Origin of the sequence: Photobacterium sp. 53610, assembly GCF_036409375.1 — a bacterium.
Classification (GTDB): Bacteria; Pseudomonadota; Gammaproteobacteria; order Enterobacterales; family Vibrionaceae; genus Photobacterium.
The window spans coordinates 14231-35140 of record NZ_JAXOFS010000016.1 but is presented as its reverse complement, the minus strand read 5'-3'; the positions used below and the strand labels follow the sequence as shown (position 1 = coordinate 35140).

Genomic DNA, 20910 nt, shown 5'->3' with positions numbered 1-20910 from the left:
ATCAGCTTGGTTTGATCACAAAGCCGCGTTCAATCCCAGATTGAAACCCGATGTTTTCGTACAGTTGGTGGGCGGCGTGTCGTGATTCGCCAGACAGCAGCATGACTTTGTAGCATCCCATTTCCCAGGCGAGCGACAGGGCATGTTCTAGGACCTTTCGGCTGAGTCCCCGACGTCGGAATGCTTCTGCCGTAATGACATGTTCAATCACCCCAAATGGCTTTCCGCCATTGGTCAGTGTCGGAATCACCCCTAACTGACAGCTTGAGGCGAGCTGGCCATCGATGTTGGCGACGATAATTCTGGTGTGCGTCTGACTCAGCAACGCTTGCCAGCAATCGTGTGCAAGTTGGCCGGAAAGTTCAGGATCGTTCGGCCGTAGTTCTCGATACAGCTGAAGCAGGTTGTCTAAATCATCCAACTGGCAGCAGCGAATCGTTTCCTCAAGGTTTTCCATTCACGTTTTCCATAAAGGTTGTCCACAAATCATGCCTTGAACTTGTGATTAGCAAGCATCTTCCTGACGGACTGCACTCAGCCCTTTCCAGTCTTCCAGATCCTGCGCCGGTTTTTCTTTTCGGAAACGGGCATACAGTTCAATACCGGCCTGATCTTCAAGAATATTGACCTGAAGTCCTTTGGCGAGCAGCATCCCTTCGTTACCCGCTGCATTCGTCACATCGCCGACAACCACCCGGGCAAAACCGCGCATGTATAACAGGGTCGCGCAAACGTCGCACGGACTCAGGCTGGTAAACAGCGTTGTTTTGCTGAAATCAATCCGGCCGGCATCCCGGATGGCAGAGGTTTCACCATGGTTATAAGGGTGATCTTCCTGAACCAGGGTATTGTGGCCTTTTCCGACAATTTGCCGGGTTTCATTGTCGATGATCACGGCACCAATCGGACAACCACCTTCGAGGTAACTTTTTTCCGCCAGCAGAACAGCAATGCGCATGAAATCGGCATCAGACAGTTGTTGCGTGTAGTCGCTGTCCATCAACACAGGCAGGCTGCGGGTTGGCATATGGGCGATGGCTCTGAGTGCTGCTTCATGGTTCTGCGAGTCGCTGCTGAGCGAGTCTTTCGTGAGTAAAGGGATCATGCGGTGCTCTCTTTTGAATAGTCCGGTTCAATGCCAGAAGTATAACGTCTGTTTGGGTTGCTAATTTCTGAAAAGGAAAGGTTTTTTCTGCAATATGGGCGCCCTCACAGGATGAGTGACGCCAACCTGAAACAGAATACCTGAGATGCGTTATTGGATGATCTCCAGCACACCGTCATGATTGATGACGTTGAACTGTGTTCCCTGCAGTGCTTCGATCTGAGTGCCGCTGATGGTGACAAAGCTGCCAATGCGAATTCCTTCGCCAAGCTGAACGGCCCCAATTTTAAGAGGGTATTTGCTGATGAAATGCCCCTCAGTATCCTCCGCAAACAAGCTCTCAAAAGACACCAGATTTGACTGGCCTTTTTGAGGCAATTCAATTTGTGCTGAAGGCGCAGGATCATCAATGGCGATATTCACGCACCCGGTCAGGAGCGCGACAAGACCGATTATCAAACGTTTTTTCACGGGGGTTTCTCTCATCATGTTGCTTTATGCTGATGATTTGAGGCGACCTTTTCCAGATGAGATGAGAACTCAATGATAAAACCGGGACTCAGCCCGGCGTGTGCCCGGCAACTTTCCAGATCCGGACGCAAAATGCGCCAAAATCTAACTGGCTGATGAGCGATCCGGATGGATGTGCATAACTGAATAATCGGCTGTAAAGCTTTGTTGCAGGTGATGAATTATCCAGCACCAGCACGACATATTTATCTTGTACTGTGGTGTTGGATAATAGCTTGCGAAAGTCGTTTTCAAGGAAACTGACCACTTTACTCTGATACTGGCCGCCGAGCACTTTCAGCTCAATGGCAAATTGGTCTTCTTTATACAGATCGAATCTATATTTAGTTGCATTGGTGCGCAGAGCGTCATCATTGAGGTAAAGATAGATATCTCCCTGCATCCACAGTTCCCGGCAGCCGCCAGCGTTCAGAATTTTAGCAATCTGTGTTTGTCTGTCTTTAAAATACGCGGGAAGCCAAGCAATTGCGGACTGATCCTCCAGGCTTGTTGTCCATGGGGATGTCTCTGTGTGTTCAGGTTTTTCAAGGCTGAGATCTTCAATCCTGTATTCTTCATAATCAATTTTCTGGTAAGTGCCTTCATCAAGTTTGAGCGTATGGAATGCTGGCTCGCCGTCCTGGTCCAAATCATTCACTTCCAGCCAGATCTGATCCTCTTCATCGATGGCCCAGACTTTCCAGAGTAAATTTGATTGCATGAGTCTGGCGTAGAGTAGTGCGGTTTGATAAAGGGGATGAGCCGTGCTTTGCAATGCAGACCCCAGGTCTGCCGGCAGACGGGTGACACGGACTAAATAGGAAACTTTTTTCAAAATGATCTCGTACAATGCGGGCAAATCTTGAATGTTCTCTGCGGCTGGAAAGGATGGATGCGTCTGCCGCAGAGGAATCATCGTTTGGGTTCAACTTAAATTGATGATGTGACTTTCTGTTTGATCGAATGCACCTGATCTAAAAATACTTTTTTTTCTGCCAACTTATTGCCTTTTGCAACGGATATCCATTGCAAACCTGTTTCGTCGGTGTGTTCGAATTCAATTTGAAGCTCATATTTTTTACCGGATACTAATGCGCCCATTGCACCGAAGAGAATACCGATCGGAGCGATGAGATAGCTAAACCCGTCAGGGAAAATGACCCAGACAACACTGGATACAATCAAACCAATCGAGATGATCCGAAGCAGGTGGTCTTTGAGGGTATTGATCTTCACTCTTGCATTTCGAATCCGGGTCAGTGAGTACTCATCCTGTTTATAGCGGAATGATTGATCGTAAATTGAAAAATCCTGTGCGCTGTTCATTAATTTTGGTTGTCCTTCGCTAAATTAATAATGGCCTGAATTGCTTGTCTTGCCTGCGGGCTGTTGTGCCAGCAGGTTGAACCCATCATGTGAGAGATTTGTCTGGTGATGTCCGCCGGGTCCTCTGTTGCCAGTTGGGCGAGCGAACAAAAACCGATTTGCTCGAGTCGTGAGATAACGGTTTCTCCGACACCTTTCAGTGCCAGCATATTTGCTTTTTCAGCGTCAGAAAATTTCATCGGTCTGTCCTGATCCTGGAGAATTGTTGATTCAGAATACTTACTGGTATGCCGCTAAAGAGGTGCCTTCCGTCTCACACGCCTTCCGGATTGCCGGTCGTTGCGCCAGCGCTTTTAAATATCTACCTAAATGTTCAAAGGAGAGGGGTGGCCGGGCAAATTCGCTGGCCCAGTGCGACAACATAAACAGGAAAAAATCGCAGACACTGATCCGGTCGCCAATCAGAAAATCCCTGCCTTTCAGGGAATCATCGAGATACGCGAACATGTCTGTGATCCGGGCTTCCTGCGCGCTGGCAATCGCTGCGGCTGTATCCTGCAGTAAGGTGTGCTTGTCCGGGTAAAAATACAGCATCAGCTCCGCCTGAAGGGTGGTTGTCAGGTAAAACAGCCATTGATAAAAGCGGGCTCTGTCCGGGTCACCGATGTCGGGCATCAGCTTGCTATCCGGGTGTTTATCGCACAGATGCAAGCAAATTGCCGCACTTTCAAGAATGATTTGATCATGATCCGCCAGGGTCGGAATGCGTCCGGTCGGATTCAGCCTCAGGTATTCGGGCGACTTTTGCTGCTCCGATTTTCGGTCAACCAGAATCAGCTCAAACGCTGTGCCGATTTCTTCAAGCAGCATGTGCGGTGCCCAGCTGGCATTTCCAGGGTAATAAAACAGTTGATACACGGCCATCTCCTTTGGTCTGTGAAATGTTTAGACAATTGTTCGATTATTTCCGGCCCGGTTCATGTGCTTCGTACTGAGGGAGGTCGATCTCCAGACTATCCCAGTTGGCTTTCGAGGTCATAAAATTATGGGAGATGGGCCGTTCGGTGATATCGCTGTCAAGAATGCCCAGTCTGAGCCGGATTCGGGCCGGATCGGCGGCATTAGAGCTGTAAACCGGAGACGCACAATGACGGCAGAAATAGCGCTTTCTGCCAGAACGTAATTCAAAAGAATTCAGTAAGTCCTGTCCCTGGGTGATGGTGAAATCTTCAAGGTTTACAAAGCCATTGGTGGCGAATGCAGAGCCGGTCGACTTTCTGCACAAAGAACAGTGGCAGTGGATGATGTCACTGATTTTTCCGGAGATTGACAGCTGAACACCACCGCAGAGGCAGCTTCCTTGATACATGCGAATACCTTTTGATTGATCCCGTGGAAATGGAAGCGTATCCGGCGATATTTCCCTGACGGTTTACCCCGACATGACTGGAAACACCGGACGGATAGCAGAGCCAATTGCGACGTATATTACCTTGTGCAATTGATTGATTTCACTGTTGTGATTGAATTCATGATCAATTTTGTGCGTTTGAGCAACCTGGTGAATACCCGGCTGCCCGGAAACGTCAAACAGATGCGATTTGGAATGACCGGCGCCATTCACTCGGTGTGACGCTGAACTTGCGTTTGAAATGATCCCGCAGTGAGGTGGCCGAGGCAAAACCAGCCTGACTGGCAACCGAATCAATGGGCAGGGTGGTTGTCTCAAGCAGTTCCTGAGAACGCTGAAGCCGTTCCGATAACAGCCATTCGCCCACAGAAATTCCGGTGGCTTTATGGAACTGTCGGGTGAACGTTCGGCGCGTCATCACCACGCGGTCGGCCAGGCTGTCGAGATCATGTTGCTGGTGCAGGTGGCTGCGCAGAAATTCAAGCAGGCTGTTCATCCGGGCATCCTGCGTCGTGGCGGGTACCGGGCGTTCAATGAACTGTGCCTGTCCGCCGTCACGATGGGGCGGAATCACCATGCGGCGGGCGACCTTATTGGCAATGGCGCTGCCATAACGCTGTCGCAGCAGATACAGGCAACAGTCCAGCCCGGCAGCGGTACCGGCTGAGGTCACAATATTGCCGTCTTCGACGTAGAGGGAATTGGTATCCAGCGTGATGTTGGGGAAGCGCTCTGTGAAATCCTGTTCAAATTCCCAGTGTGTTGAGGCGCGGCGGTTATCCAATAAGCCTGCATAAGCCAGCACATAGGTTCCAAGACACAGGCCGACAATTTGCGCGCCGCGATCATGGGCATCACGCAGGGCATTGAGCAAGGCTTCGTCGGGCAGGGCTTTGGTTTTTCGCCAGAACGGGACCACAATGATGTCGGCGTCTTTCAGGCCCTCCAGGCCAAACGGCGGTTCAACCGTCAGGCCGTGGCTGGAACGAAGGGGGCCGCTTTCTCCGGCGCAGATCCGCAGGTTGAACAGCTTCATGTCCGGCAGAATGTCATCAAAGATGATGCAGGGTACGGAAAAATGAAACGGACTGAACTGATGAAATGCAATCACTGCAACCGTGGGTAATGCCATGTTTCATGCTGCTCCTTGCTGTGGGCCTGTACTCGGGACGAATGTGCCCTGAATGATCACAGGGCACATCATAGGAGATGATCAGGCAAAAGTGTATGACTCACCATCTTCCGGCACCAGCGTCCGGTCTGTCATGCTGAACTCTGCCAGATAGTCGCGCAGCATCGGGCGGGACAGCACGGCATGATTCACTGCTTCCATATGGCTGGCAATGATGGTTGCATTCGGTGCGGCCTCATAAACACTGCGAACATCTTCCTTGTTCATGATGATGGGGCCAAGGCCAATGACTTGGGCATCACCGCTGTTGAGCACGATCACATCCGGCTGAAATTGAGAAATACTGGCGTGAACATGAGCGTTCCAGACCGTATCGCCGGCGATATAAAGTGTTTGCTCATCCGGATGACTGAAAACGACACCGGAGACTTCCCCCATACGTTCACCGATGACCGCCATCACGTCATCACTGCCATGCTGGCCGCCGGTGATGCTCAGTGTAATACCGTCATAATCCGTGTGCTCAGACAGAACCCGGATATTGGTGAAGCCGGATTGCTGAATGATTGCCGCATCTTGCTCATGCTGAGCAAAAAACAGCAAGTCTTTCGGAATGACTTGTTTGGCGACTTCGTCCCAGTGATCGGGGTGGGTATGGGTGACGATGACGGCATCGACATCGAGCAGGGTTTCGAGGGAAAAAGGTAAATCGACTAACGGGTTTCTCAGGTGGTTGTTAGGGGTCCCTTCAAATCCCGGATAGGTCCCTTTCTTTGCCAGCATGGGATCGATCAGGAATTTTTTTCCTGCAAAATCAATGATGAGCGTGGCGTTTCGGACTTGGGTGAATTTCATGGTTGACTCCTGAATGACATTGCTTATAAAAGATTGATGTGGAACAGGAGTCATTATCCGGGTACCGGCCTTGAGGGTGTGAGTGGCCCGTGGGACAGATAACAATGAAATCGGGACAGATTCAGTGGATGAAAATTGTGTGTGTTATCCAGCGTTGTCGTTCAGGACGCTAAATCAGCGCAAGCGCTCAGCCCATTGACCGTTGTTTTCCAATGCACAGCTTTCCTCCGTATCGTAGTGGATTTGGCTGGCAGGTTTTTTTAACCGGATGCCTGCAGCATTCAGTTTCTGGTGAATCAGTGTATCCAGCGCAGGCTTTCCCTGTTCTGCCAGGAAGTGTGACAAGTTTTCCCGGGTATCGAACACACAGACAATGCGAAGGCTATCCGGGAAGCTCGAATAATTCACCTGGTGGGTCAGCCACTGAAAACCAGGATAGGTTTCCAGTGCATGATTGCAGACATCAGTCAGAATTACTCTGAGCTGGTTTTCAGTTTTTTTATCGGTTTTACGCATATGGGTATCTGGATGTCAGGATTGATTTCAGCCGATACGGTAACTTTTTCACTGGCGCTGTCAATCTGACATCACGGATAACCGGAGGCTTTATTGAACGCCAATCTGAATTTCTACAACATTCTTGTCGGAGTCCGGCCCGCACCAGGTGTGGTAGACCTCACGACTTTCGCCGGTGAAACTGAGTTCCTGTTCGACGATATCTTTTACGAGCGGCTGATAACCTTGCTCAAATAAATGATCTAATGATCCTTCGTAGACAGCGCTGGCGCACTGGAAACGGGTTAATTCCCTGGCCTGAACCTCCTCATTCAGATATTCATCGCACTCGCCGGAAACGGGCAGACAGAAATCAATATCGAATTCAGTGTGGTTGTCCTGCGGCAGATTGTAGGCAATAAAATGCCATGGACCGGTCACATGGAGATTGGATTTATCAATGATGTCCTGAATGATCCGACAGCTGTCGACACTGGCCGGACCGATTTCAGAAATGATCAGACGGCGCCGAACAGACAAGACCTGGCCTGTGTGAGTCTCTTTGATTTGCATTGTGAGTCCTTATCAATACATCTAAATGTTGAACTGAAAACACAGCAAGTATTTCAGCATTCAGCCCGTGTGACAAAGGCAGCGCATTGGACTGGAATAATTATCACATTATGCTCCTGGTTGCATTTTGATGGTGTTATTCAGGCAGATGACTGTACATGGTGACCTGCTGGAGATCATGCTCCCAGCTGGCTTTGCTGGCAAGAAAGAGGTGTGCGGTCGGGCGAATATCAATGGCCTGATTCAGGCTGCCTGCCGGGACGACTAACAGGTTTCCCTGTTCCTGTAATGTCGGCAGCGCGGAGCCGCATACGGTGCAGAAACTCTTCTGATGTCGTGTCGAGGGCAGGGTAAAGGTGTTTACCTTATCCAGACCGGACAGCCACCGCAGGGTTGCCGTGGCTGAAAACAAATTTGCAGCGTGGGCAGAACCTGTATCTTTCTGGCAATACTGACAATGACACAGATAGAATGCATCAAAATCGCCTTCCACCTCAAATTGTACTGCACCACATAAGCAAGCCCCGGATTTGATTGGATACATTGTCTGTTCGCCTTTGCCGGATAAAGAATAGATGAAAGTTCTCAGAGTTCGGTGTGATGACAGCTTCAGGAGTCAAGGCATCGAAAATGAGCGATAAAATGAAGTCCGACAGCCCCTGTTGGTAGCCTCTGTGATCACACATCGTTACCTGTATACGATAAGATGGCAACTAACCCGGAAGACTGGGAATAATTGATGGTTATCACCCATCTTTCGATGTTTTTCGGACCCTGGTAGATGTCGTATGCGGTCGTCTTGAGATTTCCTGAATCTGACACGATCGCTTTGGTATATGTAAAACCACTGTCTTTGGGCGGCAGCCAGGCTTCCATACTGGCCTGGATTTCATCTGGATCTCCCTGATGAACAAATACGGAGCAAAGGCTCTTCGTTGCCAGCATGCTTAATCCATAGCTGCCTCGTTCATTTTCCAGCACCCAGGCTTTTCCGGGATTGCCGTACAGGTAATGCCGTGCAGCATCTGAAGGCGCCACATGAAAACCGTTTTTTTGTGCCAGTTGCTCTACAGCCGGTAAACCACTTCTCCCGACCACACAGGTCGTCATAAATAACTGAATAGGCTCGGACTTCCTGTACGCAAGATCATCACTGTCTTCTGCGGGCGAAGTTGATGAGCATCCGGCGACCGAAAGGAATGCTGCTGAAAGTAGTAAACTTTTCTTTATCTTCATCTGTCTGTGCGCCTTATGCGTCTCTCGCTGTTTTGCTGTTGAGAACATCGGATCATTTATGAAACCCGACTGAGGGCGGGTGTTTTGTGCCAAATGATAGCGACATAGGTAACGATATGCACTTATGGCATAAAAATTTGAGTGGTTGATCAGGTTCACAGCGGCTTCATTACTTCTGCCTATCTCAACAATCCGTGATTTCAATTATCTATTCGTATCGTGCTTGTCTAACATCAACTTAAATTAATTCAGTGGGTTAGAAGCATATGAAAAAGAATAAAGCACTGGTGGTTGAAGGAGGCGCTATGCGAGGCATTTTTGCCAGCGGTGTTCTGGATGCCTTTATGGAAGATGATTTTCATCCTTACGATTTAGCGATTGGCGTCTCTGCGGGCGCATCGAACCTGTTGGGATATCTGGCAAATCAGCCCAAGCGCAGTTATCGGGTCATCACACAGCTGGCAACGGATAAACGATTCTTTAATCCGTCCCGTTTCTTGCGCGGCGGCAATTTGCTGGATGTCAAATGGCTGGTGGAAGAGTCTATGCGCTTGTATCCCCTGGATCAGCAGCGCTTGTTTGGCAAAACGGCACTGATCGCCGCAACAACCAATATCGAAACCGGGCTGGCTGATTATTATTACGTGAGTGAAGACAATGTGAGTGATGTGATTGAAGCGACCAGCGCATTGCCTGTGGCTTATAAAGCGACACCCTGCTTTTCCGGTGGATGCTACACAGACGGGGGTGTTGCCGATTCGATCCCGGTGCGAGAAGCCTATCGGCGTGGCGCACGGGATATCACGGTGATTTTATCGCATCCGCTGAGCTATCAGATGAAACCGGCTAAACATCCGTGGCTCATTCAAAAGCTGTTTGCCCGTCAGCCGCAAATTGCTGGGACCATGCTGAAACGCGCGGAAAACTACAACGCATCGCTGGATTTCATCCGGAATCCGCCGGAAGACGCTACGATTCGGGTGATCGCACCGCCTGAAAACTTCAGCGTGAAGCGCTTATCTATGCGGAAATCGACACTGGATGAAGGCTATCAGATGGGGCTGAAAGCCGGGATGTTACATGTTCATCGCCGCCTTGAACTCAACGGCTCTCATGAAGAAGATTGTCATTTTTGTCTCTGAATACGTTCGTGCTCAAGTTTTCAGACAAAAATGAATGCAAACTTCAGGTTTAGATGGTGTTTCATCAGCTGATAATTTTAAACTGCTCAGAAATTACACATGATGAACAGATACGCGGAGATGCGGGAAATGCAAGAGGGTGCTTTAGTTTCGACGGATTGGCTTCAGCGTGAGTGTCAGAACCCTCAGCTCATTGTGCTGGATGCGACCATGGCGAGCATTACCAGTGAAAATGATGAGGTAGCGCGAAGAAAGTATATTCCCGGTGCGGTGATTTTTGATATTCCCGGGCAGTTTTCTGATCCTGCATCACCGCTGCCACATACTGTCCCGGATGATGATGCATTTCAGCGGGCAGTGAATCAGCTGGGGCTCCGGCCGGACTCAGTGATTGTGATTTACGATGCCAAAGGCATTTATTCGGCGCCGAGAGCCTGGTGGCTGCTGAAGCTGATGGGTCATCAGCAGGTGTATGTCCTGAATGGCGGTTTACCCGGATGGCTGGCCGAAGGGAAACCGGTCATGGATGTACCTGCCCCACCGGTTGCTGGCCGGGATTGGCAGCCAAAATGGCAGGCAAAACGTCAGCCAGCGTGGATTGCGGGTTGGCAGGACATCGTGCAAGTGGCCGGTCTTCCGGGCCATCACGTGATTGATGTGCGGGCAGCAGAACGGTTCTCAGGTCAGCAGCCTGAGCCGCGTCCGGAACTGAGAAGCGGACATATTCCACATGCGGTGAATTTGCCTTTTGCCGGTTTTCTGGAAGGAGGAAGATACCTTGCTCTGCACCGGTTGCGGGCCCGGTTTGAGGAACAACAGATTCACCCGAATGATCGGCTGTATTTCAGCTGTGGTTCGGGCGTCACGGCCTGTATCGGATTTCTGGCTGCTTATCAGTGTGGTTACAAGAATCTGGCCGTGTATGACGGCTCCTGGGCGGAGTGGGGACAGCGAACCGACTTACCGATTGCCTGAAATCAGTTTACTTCGATGGTGTGAATGAGTGTGTTTTGGATAAGATTCGAATGCAATCTGTCAGTTTTGTTTCCTTGCGATGAGCGTTCTAACAGGTTGTTTTAAAACGGAACGGTTCAATCACAATCGAGAACCTAAGTCATTGACAATCCCAGGGAAAAATTCATAGATGAATTTTTAGGTTGTCGGCGCAGGGAGCGCTTATAACCGGCCCGGGCAGCACGAGAGAAAGAAAAAGCATTTCTGGGCACTCTTTGTGCTCGCAAAGAGTGTCTGGCGCGCATCAGAAAATACTGAGATTGATTCGGAATTGATGCGCGACATACCATTGAGCAAAACACAAATTGCAGTCTGAATAAAATACGTTTGCCCCGTTGTGAGTGACGAATCCGGCAGGCTGAACGCTGTGCTCGAGTTAAGACTGGCCAACAGATCTGTCATATCAAGTATCAGATACGACAGATCATGCAAATTTAAGAGACCACCTGATAAGCCTGAATTTTGGGCAGCTTCAGTGAGATGAATGTGGTCAGTGCCAGAAACGCAAAAGACACCCACAGACAGGCTGACAATCCGGCGATCTGGAAGACCCAGCCAGACAGGACTGTGCCGACCAGCCGGCCCATTGCATTCGCCATATAGTAGAATCCGACATCCAGTGAAACCCCGTCGTCTTTGGCGTAACTGACAATCAGGTAAGAGTGCAGCGAAGAATTGATCGCGAACACTGCACCAAAAATCATCAGACCGGCGATAATGACCAGTTCTGGTTGCCATTCCAGTTGAACGCCCGTAGCAATGGCCGCAGTAATCAAGGCTAAAAGCAACGCCCAGCGTGTGGCCGCATGTCCGTCGGGCACCTTACCCTGTGCTTTTCCGGTAAAACGGGGCGCAAACCCCTGCACAAAACCATAAGCCATCACCCATGCTGCCATGAAGCCGCCGACGGCACTGTGGTTCCAGCCAAAGACAGAACCGAGGTAAACCGGCAGCGCGACCACAAACCAGACATCCCGGGCACCAAACAGGAACATCCGGGCTGCAGAGAGAATATTGACGCTTTCTGATTTAGAGAAGATTTCCGCGAATTTCGGCTTACTCTTTGCTTTCCCCAGATCCGCTTTCAGCGACATGATACTGCCGAGAAAGACAAGGGCCAGAACGCCAGCCATCGCCAGCACGGCATGCTGGAAGCCCATGATACTGAGCAGCAGACCCCCTAAAAAGAAGCCAGCGCCTTTCAGGGTATTTTTGGAGCCTGTCATCAGTGCGACCCACTGATACAACGCACTTTGTTTGTTGTCCGGCACCAAGGTCTTAATAGCGCTCTTGGCACTCATTTTATTGAGATCTTTGGCAATCCCGGACAGAGCCTGCGCCGCCATCACCCAGGGAATGGTCAGCATCGGATTGGGGACCGCCAGCATCAGCAGGGCGATAATCTGCATGCCCAGCCCAATGTTCATGGTCCGGTTCAGGCCGAGCCGGGCGCCCAGCCAGCCGCCAATCAGATTGGTGACGACGCCAAAAAATTCATAAAACAGAAAGAGAGAGGCAATGGCGAGGGTGGAGTAACCGAGTTCATAAAAATAAAGCACCACCAACATGCGCAGGGCGCCGTCAGTCACAGTGAAATTCCAGTAATTGAAAGTGACCAGCATGTACTGGCGAACCGGCTGGCTGAACTGAGCAAAATACTTGGCAAACATAGACAAGATACTCATTTGATTCGCCGCTTCTCTGCTCAGGGCGAAGAAACGGCGATGTTGTGATTATTCTGAGGCGACCTGAAGGATGTAGTCGACCTGCACAGCTTTGGTGAAGGCGCCCGGACGCAGCTCCTGAACCGCTTCAATGATGCGGGACAGCGGCCAGCCCAGTTCCAGCAGCAGGTGTGCGGCAAGTAAACCGGTCCGACCCGAACCGCCCATACAGTGCAGCGCGATGTCGCCCCCTTGTTCAATCATAGTATGCAAGTGCGGGCTTACTGCCTGCCATTGTGTTGCGAAATCGGCACCGGGTGCGGCGTCGTCTTCAATGGGGGTATGTGCCCACAGCATACCTGCCTCAACAACGAGCTGGCCTAATTCCGCGACGTCTTTCTCTGCCATTTCCTGTGCATTGATTGCCGTGACGACGGCCTGAACGCCCTGCGCTTTCAGCTGCGCTAGACTGTCTGACAGGGAGACGCCTTTCGTGCCGGGGCAAGGGGTCAGGACCAGTGAGCTGCGGTCATTGATCGGTAAAGTCCAGATTGGATGTGTCATGAAACTACTCCTTATGCCAGGCCGACTTTGCGAACCAGCTCTGCGGTCCGGGTGGCGTAGCCCATTTCGTTGTCATACCAGGCATAGATTTTCACCATGCGCTTGCCAACAACCATGGTCGACAGAGCATCAACGATGGTCGAGCGCGGATCGCCTTTGTAATCAATTGATACCAGCGGACGGTCTTCGTAGCCCAGAATACCGTTCAGCTCGCTTTGCGAGGCTTCTTGCAGCAGTTGGTTGACTTCTTCGGCGGTCGTGTCGCGTTTGACGTCGAAAATAATATCGGTCAGGGAGGCATTCGCCAGCGGAACCCGTACGGCGTGGCCGTTAATTTTACCTTTCAGTTCCGGGAAAATCTCGATGATGGCCGATGCGGAACCTGTCGTGGTCGGGATCAGACTCATGCCACAGGCCCGGGCACGTCGCAGATCTTTATGCGGCGCGTCGAGAATGGTCTGGGTATTGGTCAGATCGTGAATGGTGGTGAACGAAGACTGTTCAATGCCCAGTTTTTCGTGGATCACTTTGACCACAGGTGCAATACAGTTGGTGGTGCAGGAGGCTGCTGTCACAATGCGGTGCAGTTCGGGATTGAAGATATGATCGTTCACACCAACGACAATATTGGCAATGCCTTCTTCTTTCACGGGGGCTGAAACCACCACGCGCTTCACGCCCTGTGCCAGATATTTGTTCAGGAACGATGTTTTACGGTGCACGCCAGTGGCCTCAATCACCACATCGCAGCCGGACCAGTCGACCGCGTCGATGTCCTTTTCCTGCGTGGTGGCAATGGATTGGCCGTTGATCAGAATCTGGTTGCCTTTGGCCTGGACAGCATGATGCCAGCGGCCCTGCACTGAATCGAATTCCAGCAGATGGGCCAGCGTTGCTGCGTCGCCAGCGACATCGTTGATCTGAACGAAGTCCAGTTCCGGCCAGTCAAACGCCGCGCGCAGTGCCAGACGGCCAATGCGGCCAAAACCATTAATACCGACTTTGATTGTCATACCTGATTCTTCCTACAAAATGATTTTTCAATTGTTATGGGCAGCACACTGAACGCTGCTTCATGACCGCCAGTCGTTCACTGTCTTGCTGATATTCCTGTTCCAGACAGTTCGAATCGACCAGTCCGTGAATCTGTTTTTGCATCCAGCCGGGTAAGTCATCGGCCAGACGGTAGAACACCCACTGCCCCTGACGCACGTCAACCAGTAAACCACTGGCCCTCAGGAGCGCAAGATGACGCGAAACTTTCGGCTGACTGACCTGCAAAGCCTCTGTCAGTTCGGCGACACACAGACTTTGTTCTTTCACGATCAGGCGGACGCAGCGTACCCGGGTTTCATCTGCCAGCAGTTTGAAAAATTGATGGGGGAGCATGTTTATTACCATATTCGAATTTCCGTATATCTTAGTGCGATGGCCGAATGGATCAATCTCAGCGATGCAATTGTCATGAAACTTTCACAAAGAGGGCCGGCAGACCCTCATGCATCAGTGTTGCACTGCAGCGACCGGGTAAGTGCGCTTCATGCGAAGGGCGACGTTGACCAGGGCAATGAGGACGGGCACCTCAACCAGCGGACCGATCACACCGGCAAGTGCCTGATCGGAGTTCAGGCCAAAGACGGCAATAGCGACCGCAATCGCCAGTTCAAAGTTGTTGCCGGATGAGGTGAATGCGATGGATGCATTCTGGTCATAGGGCAGCCCCATTTTCCTTCCGGCCCAGAAGCTGAGAAAGAACATCACCAGAAAGTAAATCATCAGCGGCAGGGCCACCCGGAAAACATCCATTGGCAGTTCGAAAATCATTTCCCCTTTCAGGCTGAACATCAGCACGATCGTGCCCAGCAGTGCGATGAGGGTGACAGGAGAAATACGCGGAATGAATACCCGGTTGTACCAGTCTTCCCCTTTGATGCGAACCAGCCATTTCCGGCTCAGAAAACCGGCCAGAAAAGGAATACCCAGATAGATCAGAACACTTTTGGCAATATCCAGCATGGTGATATCCACGGCATAACCGCTGAAACCGAATAATGGCGGCAGTACGGTAATGAACAGCCAGGCCATAAAGCTGTAGGTCAGGATCTGGAAAGCGCTGTTCAGGGCCACCAGTGCAGCCCCGTATTCCCTGTTGCCGCCGCTGATATCATTCCACACCAGGACCATCGCAATGCAGCGCGCCAGACCAATCAGGATGACGCCCGTCATATATCCCGGTTCATCACCGAGGAAAATCAGTGCAAGCGAGAACATCAGCAATGGGCCGACCAGCCAGTTCATGACCAGAGATAAGGTGATTGCGCGTTTATCACGGGTGATTTTGCCCAGCAGCTGATAGTCGACCTTGGCCAGCGGCGGATACATCATCAGGATCAGACCGATCGCCAGCGGGATATTGGTCTGTCCGACAGTCATGGATTCATTCCATGCCGCAATGCCCGGAAAGGTGACCCCAATGCCGATACCGATGGCCATTGCCAGAAAAATCCAGACCGTTAAATAGCGGTCAAGAAACTGCATTTTACTGCGGGTCTTGAGTGTCATGGTGGTTTCTTGATTCATGATGGAACTCTCAATGGGGTGAACGGGTGACGAGTGCGAACAGCGCGGTTAATCTGCCTCTGCTCCTGTCTCTGCACTGATGAATAGCTTACTTATATTCATATTCGAATTTCCATATATCTTAGTCCGGAAATTCAAGAGATCAACAATCAGTGACCGTTGTCATCAGAAATTCATGGTCTGAAGCAGTAAGGCGAGTCACGCCGGATTTGGTTTGATCAAAGATGGGGTTCCGAACGGACAGTTTTCATCGTGGCGAACGGATAAAAATATACCCCGTCCGGCAAGCCTGAACGGGGTAGGGATGATGACCTGAAGATTAATTCATGTTGTCGTGCATGTCATCGTGGTCCATATGGCCATGGTTCATTTCATCATGACCCATGTCGTCGTCTTCCATATGGTCATGATCCATCCCTTCATGATCCATGTTGTGATGTTCCATTGGCTGGTTGCTTCCCATCTGGTAGTCGGCTTTTTCCACTTTCACTTCCACATCGACTTTACCGGCTTGTTTGAAGTACAGGGTCAGCGGGAAGTGTTCACCCAGTTTGGGAACAGATTTCAGGTTGAACATCATTACGTGATATCCGCCGGGCTGCAGCAACTGTGTGTCATGCGCCGGCACCTGAATGTCAGCGACCTGGCGCATTTTCATCATGCCATTTTCATGGGCGTGTTCGTGCAGTTCCACTTTTTCAGCAATCGGCGATTCAGCACGCAGCAGAACATCGTTTTCATCGCCATGGTTTTCAATTGAGAAAAATGCGGCAGCCACAGATGACATTGGCGGGACTTCTTTGGACCAGGGGTGTTCAATATGCAGTTGTCCGGCTTTAAATTCATGCGCCTGAGCCAGCCCGGCAGTGAAGACAGAAGCAGCCAGCAGCAGAGTTTTCATTATTTTCACAGTATTTTCAGTTTTCATAGCATTCTCCATGTAGAAATTGTTCAGCAATCAATTGAAAGTTATGTTCAGGAATTGCTGAATCCTGGCGGAGATTGTTTCGGACCGAATAAAGTATACAGCTTGTTATTGGCCCAGACCCGGGAAGCGATCCGGACACCGGCAAAAATAACGATGGCGGTCAGGATGACCTGGCGGAATTGATCCGGATTGGTACTGAGCGGTTGTAATGGGCTCAGCAGAGGGCATTGATTCTGCCAGTGTGCCTGAGTATGTTCTTCCTGCGGGTGAGTTAACTCGGCGACGGACACCCATTGCAGCCCGTGAACGGTACAAATCAGAACTTTATCACCGGTCAGCCAGTGACGGCCGTTCTGATGATAATCAGGGTTGATCACCACAATCGCAGACAACAGATTCAGCCAAACGACAGACGCCAGAATGAAGGTAATCATTCCGGTGCGGTATCGTGCTGAAGTCAACGTGTGTGTCATGCGAGACAGTCTGTGGTCAAAGAAGTCTGAAATAGTAGCAGATGCCCGGCATTTTCCGTAGCAACTTCATGCTAAGTCGCTGAAAAAGAGGACGTCATTTTGCATGTGTTTTGTTGGTGCGTTGTTTGATCGATGTCGTCCGTCACGCTTTCATTGAAGTTTGTGGTCATAAGCAACAGATTGAGCTTTCTGTTCGTGCGTGGTTGAATAGCGCCTCTGGTCAACGGAGGACAAGGAAAGCATGAAAGTTGCGATTTTGGATGATTATCAGGATGTTGTCCGGACTTTACCCGGTTACGCTCTGCTGCGTGAACATGAAGTGACGGTATACACCACGCCAGCCTCAGATTTGGATGCGCTCGTCGAACGTCTGAAAGACAAAGAGGCGCTTGTGCTGATTCGTGAACGAACTCTGATTGACGATGCACTGCTCAGGCACTTACCTCAGCTGAAACTGATCAGCCAGACCGGTAAAATCAGCCAGCATCTGGATTTAGCCGCGTGTACCCGGCATCAGGTCGCGGTGGCGGAAGGAACAGGTTCTCCCATTGCACCGACGGAACTGTGCTGGGCGCTGATCATGGCCGCCAGCCGCCATCTGTTTGCTTACTGTGAGCAACTGCAACAGGGGAAATGGCAGCAGTCGGGCAGTCTGGGGCTGGGCCGGGTACTCAGCGGCCGGACGATGGGGATCTGGGGATATGGCAAAATCGGCCAGCGGATTGCCCGCATTGCAGAAGCATTCGGGATGACAGTGCTGGTTTGGGGAAGTGAAACCTCGCGGGAACTTGCAGCCGGACAGGGCTACCGTGCGGCAGCCAGTAAAGCTGAATTTTTTGCCCAGTCCGATGTGTTGTCGCTGCATTTACGGCTGAATGCGCAGACCCGTGATAGTGTAACCGCCGCTGATCTGGCGCTGATGAAACCTGATGCCTTGTTCGTAAATACCAGCCGTGCTGAGCTGGTGGAAAGCGGTGCCTTAATTCAGGCCTTACGCGAAGGGCGCCCCGGGTTTGCTGCCCTGGATGTGTATGAAACGGAGCCGGTCAACCCGGATGAAGAGCCGTTGCTTGCCATGCCGAATGTGCTGTGTACGCCGCATCTGGGTTTTGTCGAGCAAGAGAGCTACACGCTGTACTTTGAGAAAGCTTTTGCGAATCTGGTGAACTTCAGCAACGGCCAGCCGACTGAAATTGCGAACCCTGAAGTGCTGACAACTGCGCGGCAACTTTAAAAAACCGGAAACGGGCTCTGAGGTCTCAGAAGGCCCGTTTTGATTTCATCGCTTTACCGCCCTTCATTGCGGGCTTCGGTATTTTCGTTCGGGTCGTCCGACACTGCCGTAGGACACTTCGGCGCAGAGTTCATCGGTGCTGACCAGATATTCAAGGTAACGCCTGGCTGTGGTGCGGCTGGCGCCAATCTCCTGACCCACCTGTTCCGCGTTCAGATGGATACCGGGTCCGGTAAAAACATTGCGGATTTTATCCAGCGTCAGACCGTCGATGCCTTTCGGCAGCCGGGGAGCATTCGCATTGCCGGTGTTCAGAGGGCTCGCCTCCGCATTGGCGGGCTGGAGCAGACCGTCGACATCACTCTGAACCAGTGATTCCATATCCGACAGTTTATTCAGATGGGCACTGTAGTGAAACAGAGCTGACTGCAGGCGTTCAAACACCACGGGTTTGAGAATGTAGTCAAAAATGCCGCTTCGCATCGCGGTGCGCAAGGTGTCGACTTCCTTCGCCGCGGTAATCAGGATCACATCGGTGTGATAATTTTTGGCTCGGATCTCGCGCAGCAATTCCAGACCGGTGCCGGTCGGAAACTGGTTATCCAGCAACAGCAGCTGTGGCCGGAAGACATCAATTAAGTCCCGGGCTTCGTCTAAGCCGTGGGCGATCCCCACGACCTGATAACCCGATGTCTTTTCAACGAATCTGCGTTGTATTTCCGCGATTTGCGGATCATCTTCAGCAATGACGACAGAAATGGGTGCTGTCACTGGTGTTCCTCACTTCCATGTTCTGCACCGTCGGACCGGCGCAGCGATTTCGGGATATAAACGGTAAAACGACTGCCTGAAGGCTCGGCCGGTTCAACGGTAATCAGGCCGCCCAGATGCTCGGTCAGTTGTTTGACTAAATGCAGGCCGATGCCATGTCCTTCTTGATTCTTCGTGGTATAGCCGCGGGTAAAAATTTTATCTTCATCGCCGGCCGGAACCCCAGGTCCCTGATCATCGACTTCAAAAATTAACTCTTTGCCTAAATCACTCATACTCAGGATGACAATACCACCGGCCCCCTGATGATGCAGGGTGGCCTCCAGCGCATTGTCGATCAGATTACCAAGAATACTGACCAGCTGCTCCCGGGGCAAAGCCGGGGGGATGTCTGACATTTGGCTGTTCTCATCGATTTGCAGTTCCAGATTCAGTTCCCGGGCTCGATTATATTTCCCCAGCAGACATCCTGCGAGAATACTGTCTGATGTTGCTCGCATAATGGTCTGAATAAAACTCTGATGACTGGATGTTTCCTGCCCGATAAGCGTCAGTGCCTGCCCGACGGCCCCGATCTGAATCAGGCCGGCGATTGTGTGGAGTTTATTATTGTATTCATGGGACTGGCTGCGAAGACTTTCCGCATACTGCTGGATTCGGGTCAGCTTACGGCTGACCAGATCGACTTCATTCTTCAGCCGGAAACTGGAAACAACGCCCGTGACTTCACCGTTCTGGATCAACGGAAAACGGTTGGCAATCAGGTTGTGATCATGCAGCCAGATTTCTTTATCGAAATGGTGCTCACCGCTTTTCAGCACATCCAGCATGCCGTTGTCGGGCAGCACGTCGGTAATGTGGCGACCGATATAAACTTCGTCTTCCGGCAGCTGGAGAGTTTTGATGGCAGCATGGTTAAACGTTGTGATGATGCCGTGCTGGTTGATCGCAACAATTCCTTCCCGCACGGTTTCCAGGGTCGCATTTCGTTCCTGAAACATCCGGCCGATCTGTTCCGGTTCCAGATTGAAGATGGCTTTCCTGAAATGATTGGCAAACCACAGGGCCATCAGCACGCTGAACAGAAAAGCCAGCGTAATCGCGACAATCATCGACAGCTGGTGGCGGCTGACAATCCGGTCGACTTCAGTCAGCAGATAGCCGACAGAAACGATGCCGATAATCTGTGAACCATCAGCACTGAATATGGGAGCTTTGCCGCGAATCGACCAGCCAATACTGCCCTGATCCAACGCGATATAAGACTTACCGTGAATCAGTGCCTGGCTGTTATCGTCGGTGTCATCGTCCGACATGGATTTTCCGAGCCGCTGCGGATTCAGGTGTGCAAGCCGTATTCCTTTTTCATCACCAATGACTACAAATCGTGCCTGCGCGGCTTGCGCCATACGGATGCTCAGCGGCTGGAGGAAGACGGTATTTTTTTCAGAGACGGCACGGATGACATCCGGCGAAGCAGCGATTGTCTGGGCGACCCGCATGGCCTGCTGGCCAATCTGTTCATGTAACACACTGTCTAGATAGCGAATGGTGAACTGGCCGAGGGCACCGGTTTGCAGGATCGCGATAAAACCCAGAATCAGCACCATTCTGGTTTTGAGTCGAAAATGACGCAGAGACAACAGCTTAGTCATGACAAGGTGAGTTCCATCCACCGGATAATACAAGCGAAACAGTGTAACGTCAGCGGGGTGAAATTGCTGTGAACAATATGAACTTAATACACTTTAAGCCCGATATTCACATTATTTTTACAATCTTTTCATATTTCCGGTGCTGGCATACTTTCAATCTGTATCAAATCAATATCAGAGCCTGAGCTGGTAAACCGGAGTGACAGATCGGTGCGGTCAATCAGGCCAGGGCAATGGAACCC

Annotated in this window: 26 protein-coding genes; 3 read left to right on the top strand and 23 right to left on the bottom strand. The window is 51.0% G+C overall.

Annotated features, from left to right (window positions below):
- Position 1 precedes the first annotated feature (1 nt).
- From SPK40_RS21290 to SPK40_RS21225, 14 genes are all read right to left on the bottom strand, one after another.
- Positions 2-457, bottom strand: coding sequence for a GNAT family N-acetyltransferase (locus SPK40_RS21290; protein ID WP_330961825.1), 456 nt, complete (start codon positions 455-457; stop codon positions 2-4).
- A 48-nt stretch (positions 458-505) separates the two neighbouring features.
- Positions 506-1105, bottom strand: coding sequence for a nucleoside deaminase (locus tag SPK40_RS21285; protein WP_330961824.1), 600 nt, complete (start codon positions 1103-1105; stop codon positions 506-508).
- Positions 1106-1255: 150 nt separating this feature from the next.
- Positions 1256-1576: a hypothetical protein gene (locus SPK40_RS21280; RefSeq protein ID WP_330961823.1), complete on the bottom strand. Its 321-nt coding sequence runs from the start codon at positions 1574-1576 to the stop codon at positions 1256-1258.
- 88 nt (positions 1577-1664) lie between these two features.
- On the bottom strand, positions 1665-2450 hold the full coding sequence (locus tag SPK40_RS21275; RefSeq protein ID WP_330961822.1) for a hypothetical protein: 786 nt from the start codon (positions 2448-2450) through the stop codon (positions 1665-1667).
- A 95-nt stretch (positions 2451-2545) separates the two neighbouring features.
- Positions 2546-2941, bottom strand: coding sequence for a hypothetical protein (locus SPK40_RS21270; protein ID WP_330961821.1), 396 nt, complete (start codon positions 2939-2941; stop codon positions 2546-2548).
- Positions 2941-3180 carry a hypothetical protein gene (locus SPK40_RS21265; protein ID WP_330961820.1) on the bottom strand — a complete coding sequence of 80 codons (240 nt, stop codon included), beginning with the start codon at positions 3178-3180 and terminating at the stop codon, positions 2941-2943. Before SPK40_RS21265 ends, SPK40_RS21270 begins: the two co-directional genes overlap by 1 nt.
- Before the next feature lie 40 nt (positions 3181-3220).
- Complete coding sequence (locus SPK40_RS21260) at positions 3221-3865, bottom strand: glutathione S-transferase family protein (RefSeq protein WP_330961819.1); 645 nt, start codon at positions 3863-3865, stop codon at positions 3221-3223.
- Positions 3866-3902: 37 nt separating this feature from the next.
- Positions 3903-4310: a GFA family protein gene (locus SPK40_RS21255; protein ID WP_330961818.1), complete on the bottom strand. Its 408-nt coding sequence runs from the start codon at positions 4308-4310 to the stop codon at positions 3903-3905.
- A gap of 217 nt (positions 4311-4527) precedes the next feature.
- The gene (locus tag SPK40_RS21250) at positions 4528-5484 is read right to left on the bottom strand and encodes a helix-turn-helix domain-containing protein (RefSeq protein ID WP_330961817.1); all 957 of its coding nucleotides are present in this window, start codon (positions 5482-5484) and stop codon (positions 4528-4530) included.
- A gap of 81 nt (positions 5485-5565) precedes the next feature.
- Positions 5566-6339: an MBL fold metallo-hydrolase gene (locus SPK40_RS21245; protein WP_330961816.1), complete on the bottom strand. Its 774-nt coding sequence runs from the start codon at positions 6337-6339 to the stop codon at positions 5566-5568.
- Positions 6340-6513: 174 nt separating this feature from the next.
- Entirely contained in the window at positions 6514-6855 is a 342-nt protein-coding gene (locus SPK40_RS21240) for a Fis family transcriptional regulator (RefSeq protein WP_330961815.1), read from the bottom strand.
- Positions 6856-6945: 90 nt separating this feature from the next.
- Complete coding sequence (locus SPK40_RS21235; protein WP_248141745.1) at positions 6946-7407, bottom strand: GyrI-like domain-containing protein; 462 nt, start codon at positions 7405-7407, stop codon at positions 6946-6948.
- 136 nt (positions 7408-7543) lie between these two features.
- Positions 7544-7951, bottom strand: a complete 408-nt coding sequence (locus SPK40_RS21230) for a GFA family protein (RefSeq protein ID WP_330961814.1) — start codon at positions 7949-7951, stop codon at positions 7544-7546.
- Positions 7952-8085: 134 nt separating this feature from the next.
- On the bottom strand, positions 8086-8802 hold the full coding sequence (locus SPK40_RS21225) for an NMCC_0638 family (lipo)protein (RefSeq protein WP_330961813.1): 717 nt from the start codon (positions 8800-8802) through the stop codon (positions 8086-8088).
- Between the two features lie 107 nt (positions 8803-8909).
- Between SPK40_RS21225 and SPK40_RS21220 the strand changes: the two genes are divergently transcribed.
- Positions 8910-9785, top strand: coding sequence for a patatin-like phospholipase family protein (locus SPK40_RS21220; RefSeq protein ID WP_330961812.1), 876 nt, complete (start codon positions 8910-8912; stop codon positions 9783-9785).
- Positions 9786-9884: 99 nt separating this feature from the next.
- Positions 9885-10760, top strand: coding sequence for a sulfurtransferase (locus SPK40_RS21215; RefSeq protein ID WP_330961811.1), 876 nt, complete (start codon positions 9885-9887; stop codon positions 10758-10760).
- A 473-nt stretch (positions 10761-11233) separates the two neighbouring features.
- Here SPK40_RS21215 and arsJ read toward each other — a convergent pair whose 3' ends face one another.
- From arsJ to SPK40_RS21180, 7 genes are all read right to left on the bottom strand, one after another.
- The gene (arsJ, locus tag SPK40_RS21210) at positions 11234-12484 is read right to left on the bottom strand and encodes an organoarsenical effux MFS transporter ArsJ (protein WP_330961810.1); all 1251 of its coding nucleotides are present in this window, start codon (positions 12482-12484) and stop codon (positions 11234-11236) included.
- A 48-nt stretch (positions 12485-12532) separates the two neighbouring features.
- Positions 12533-13027 carry a phosphatase domain-containing putative toxin gene (locus SPK40_RS21205; RefSeq protein WP_330961809.1) on the bottom strand — a complete coding sequence of 165 codons (495 nt, stop codon included), beginning with the start codon at positions 13025-13027 and terminating at the stop codon, positions 12533-12535.
- Positions 13028-13038: 11 nt separating this feature from the next.
- A complete protein-coding gene (locus SPK40_RS21200; protein ID WP_330961808.1) occupies positions 13039-14040 on the bottom strand; it encodes an ArsJ-associated glyceraldehyde-3-phosphate dehydrogenase in 1002 nt (333 codons plus the stop codon).
- Positions 14041-14074: 34 nt separating this feature from the next.
- Positions 14075-14416, bottom strand: coding sequence for a metalloregulator ArsR/SmtB family transcription factor (locus SPK40_RS21195; RefSeq protein WP_248141756.1), 342 nt, complete (start codon positions 14414-14416; stop codon positions 14075-14077).
- 114 nt (positions 14417-14530) lie between these two features.
- Positions 14531-15607 (bottom strand): ACR3 family arsenite efflux transporter, encoded by a 1077-nt coding sequence (arsB, locus tag SPK40_RS21190; RefSeq protein ID WP_330961807.1) that lies wholly within the window; start codon positions 15605-15607, stop codon positions 14531-14533.
- Positions 15608-15926: 319 nt separating this feature from the next.
- Complete coding sequence (locus SPK40_RS21185; RefSeq protein WP_330961806.1) at positions 15927-16535, bottom strand: copper chaperone PCu(A)C; 609 nt, start codon at positions 16533-16535, stop codon at positions 15927-15929.
- A 47-nt stretch (positions 16536-16582) separates the two neighbouring features.
- A complete protein-coding gene (locus SPK40_RS21180) occupies positions 16583-17008 on the bottom strand; it encodes a hypothetical protein (protein ID WP_248141759.1) in 426 nt (141 codons plus the stop codon).
- Between the two features lie 241 nt (positions 17009-17249).
- On the opposite strand from SPK40_RS21180, the gene SPK40_RS21175 reads away from it, so the two are divergent.
- Positions 17250-18242: a D-2-hydroxyacid dehydrogenase family protein gene (locus SPK40_RS21175; protein WP_330961805.1), complete on the top strand. Its 993-nt coding sequence runs from the start codon at positions 17250-17252 to the stop codon at positions 18240-18242.
- Positions 18243-18305: 63 nt separating this feature from the next.
- Here SPK40_RS21175 and SPK40_RS21170 read toward each other — a convergent pair whose 3' ends face one another.
- Positions 18306-19013, bottom strand: a complete 708-nt coding sequence (locus SPK40_RS21170; RefSeq protein WP_330961804.1) for a response regulator — start codon at positions 19011-19013, stop codon at positions 18306-18308.
- Positions 19010-20668 (bottom strand): ATP-binding protein, encoded by a 1659-nt coding sequence (locus tag SPK40_RS21165; RefSeq protein ID WP_248141764.1) that lies wholly within the window; start codon positions 20666-20668, stop codon positions 19010-19012. Before SPK40_RS21165 ends, SPK40_RS21170 begins: the two co-directional genes overlap by 4 nt.
- Positions 20669-20910 lie beyond the last annotated feature (242 nt).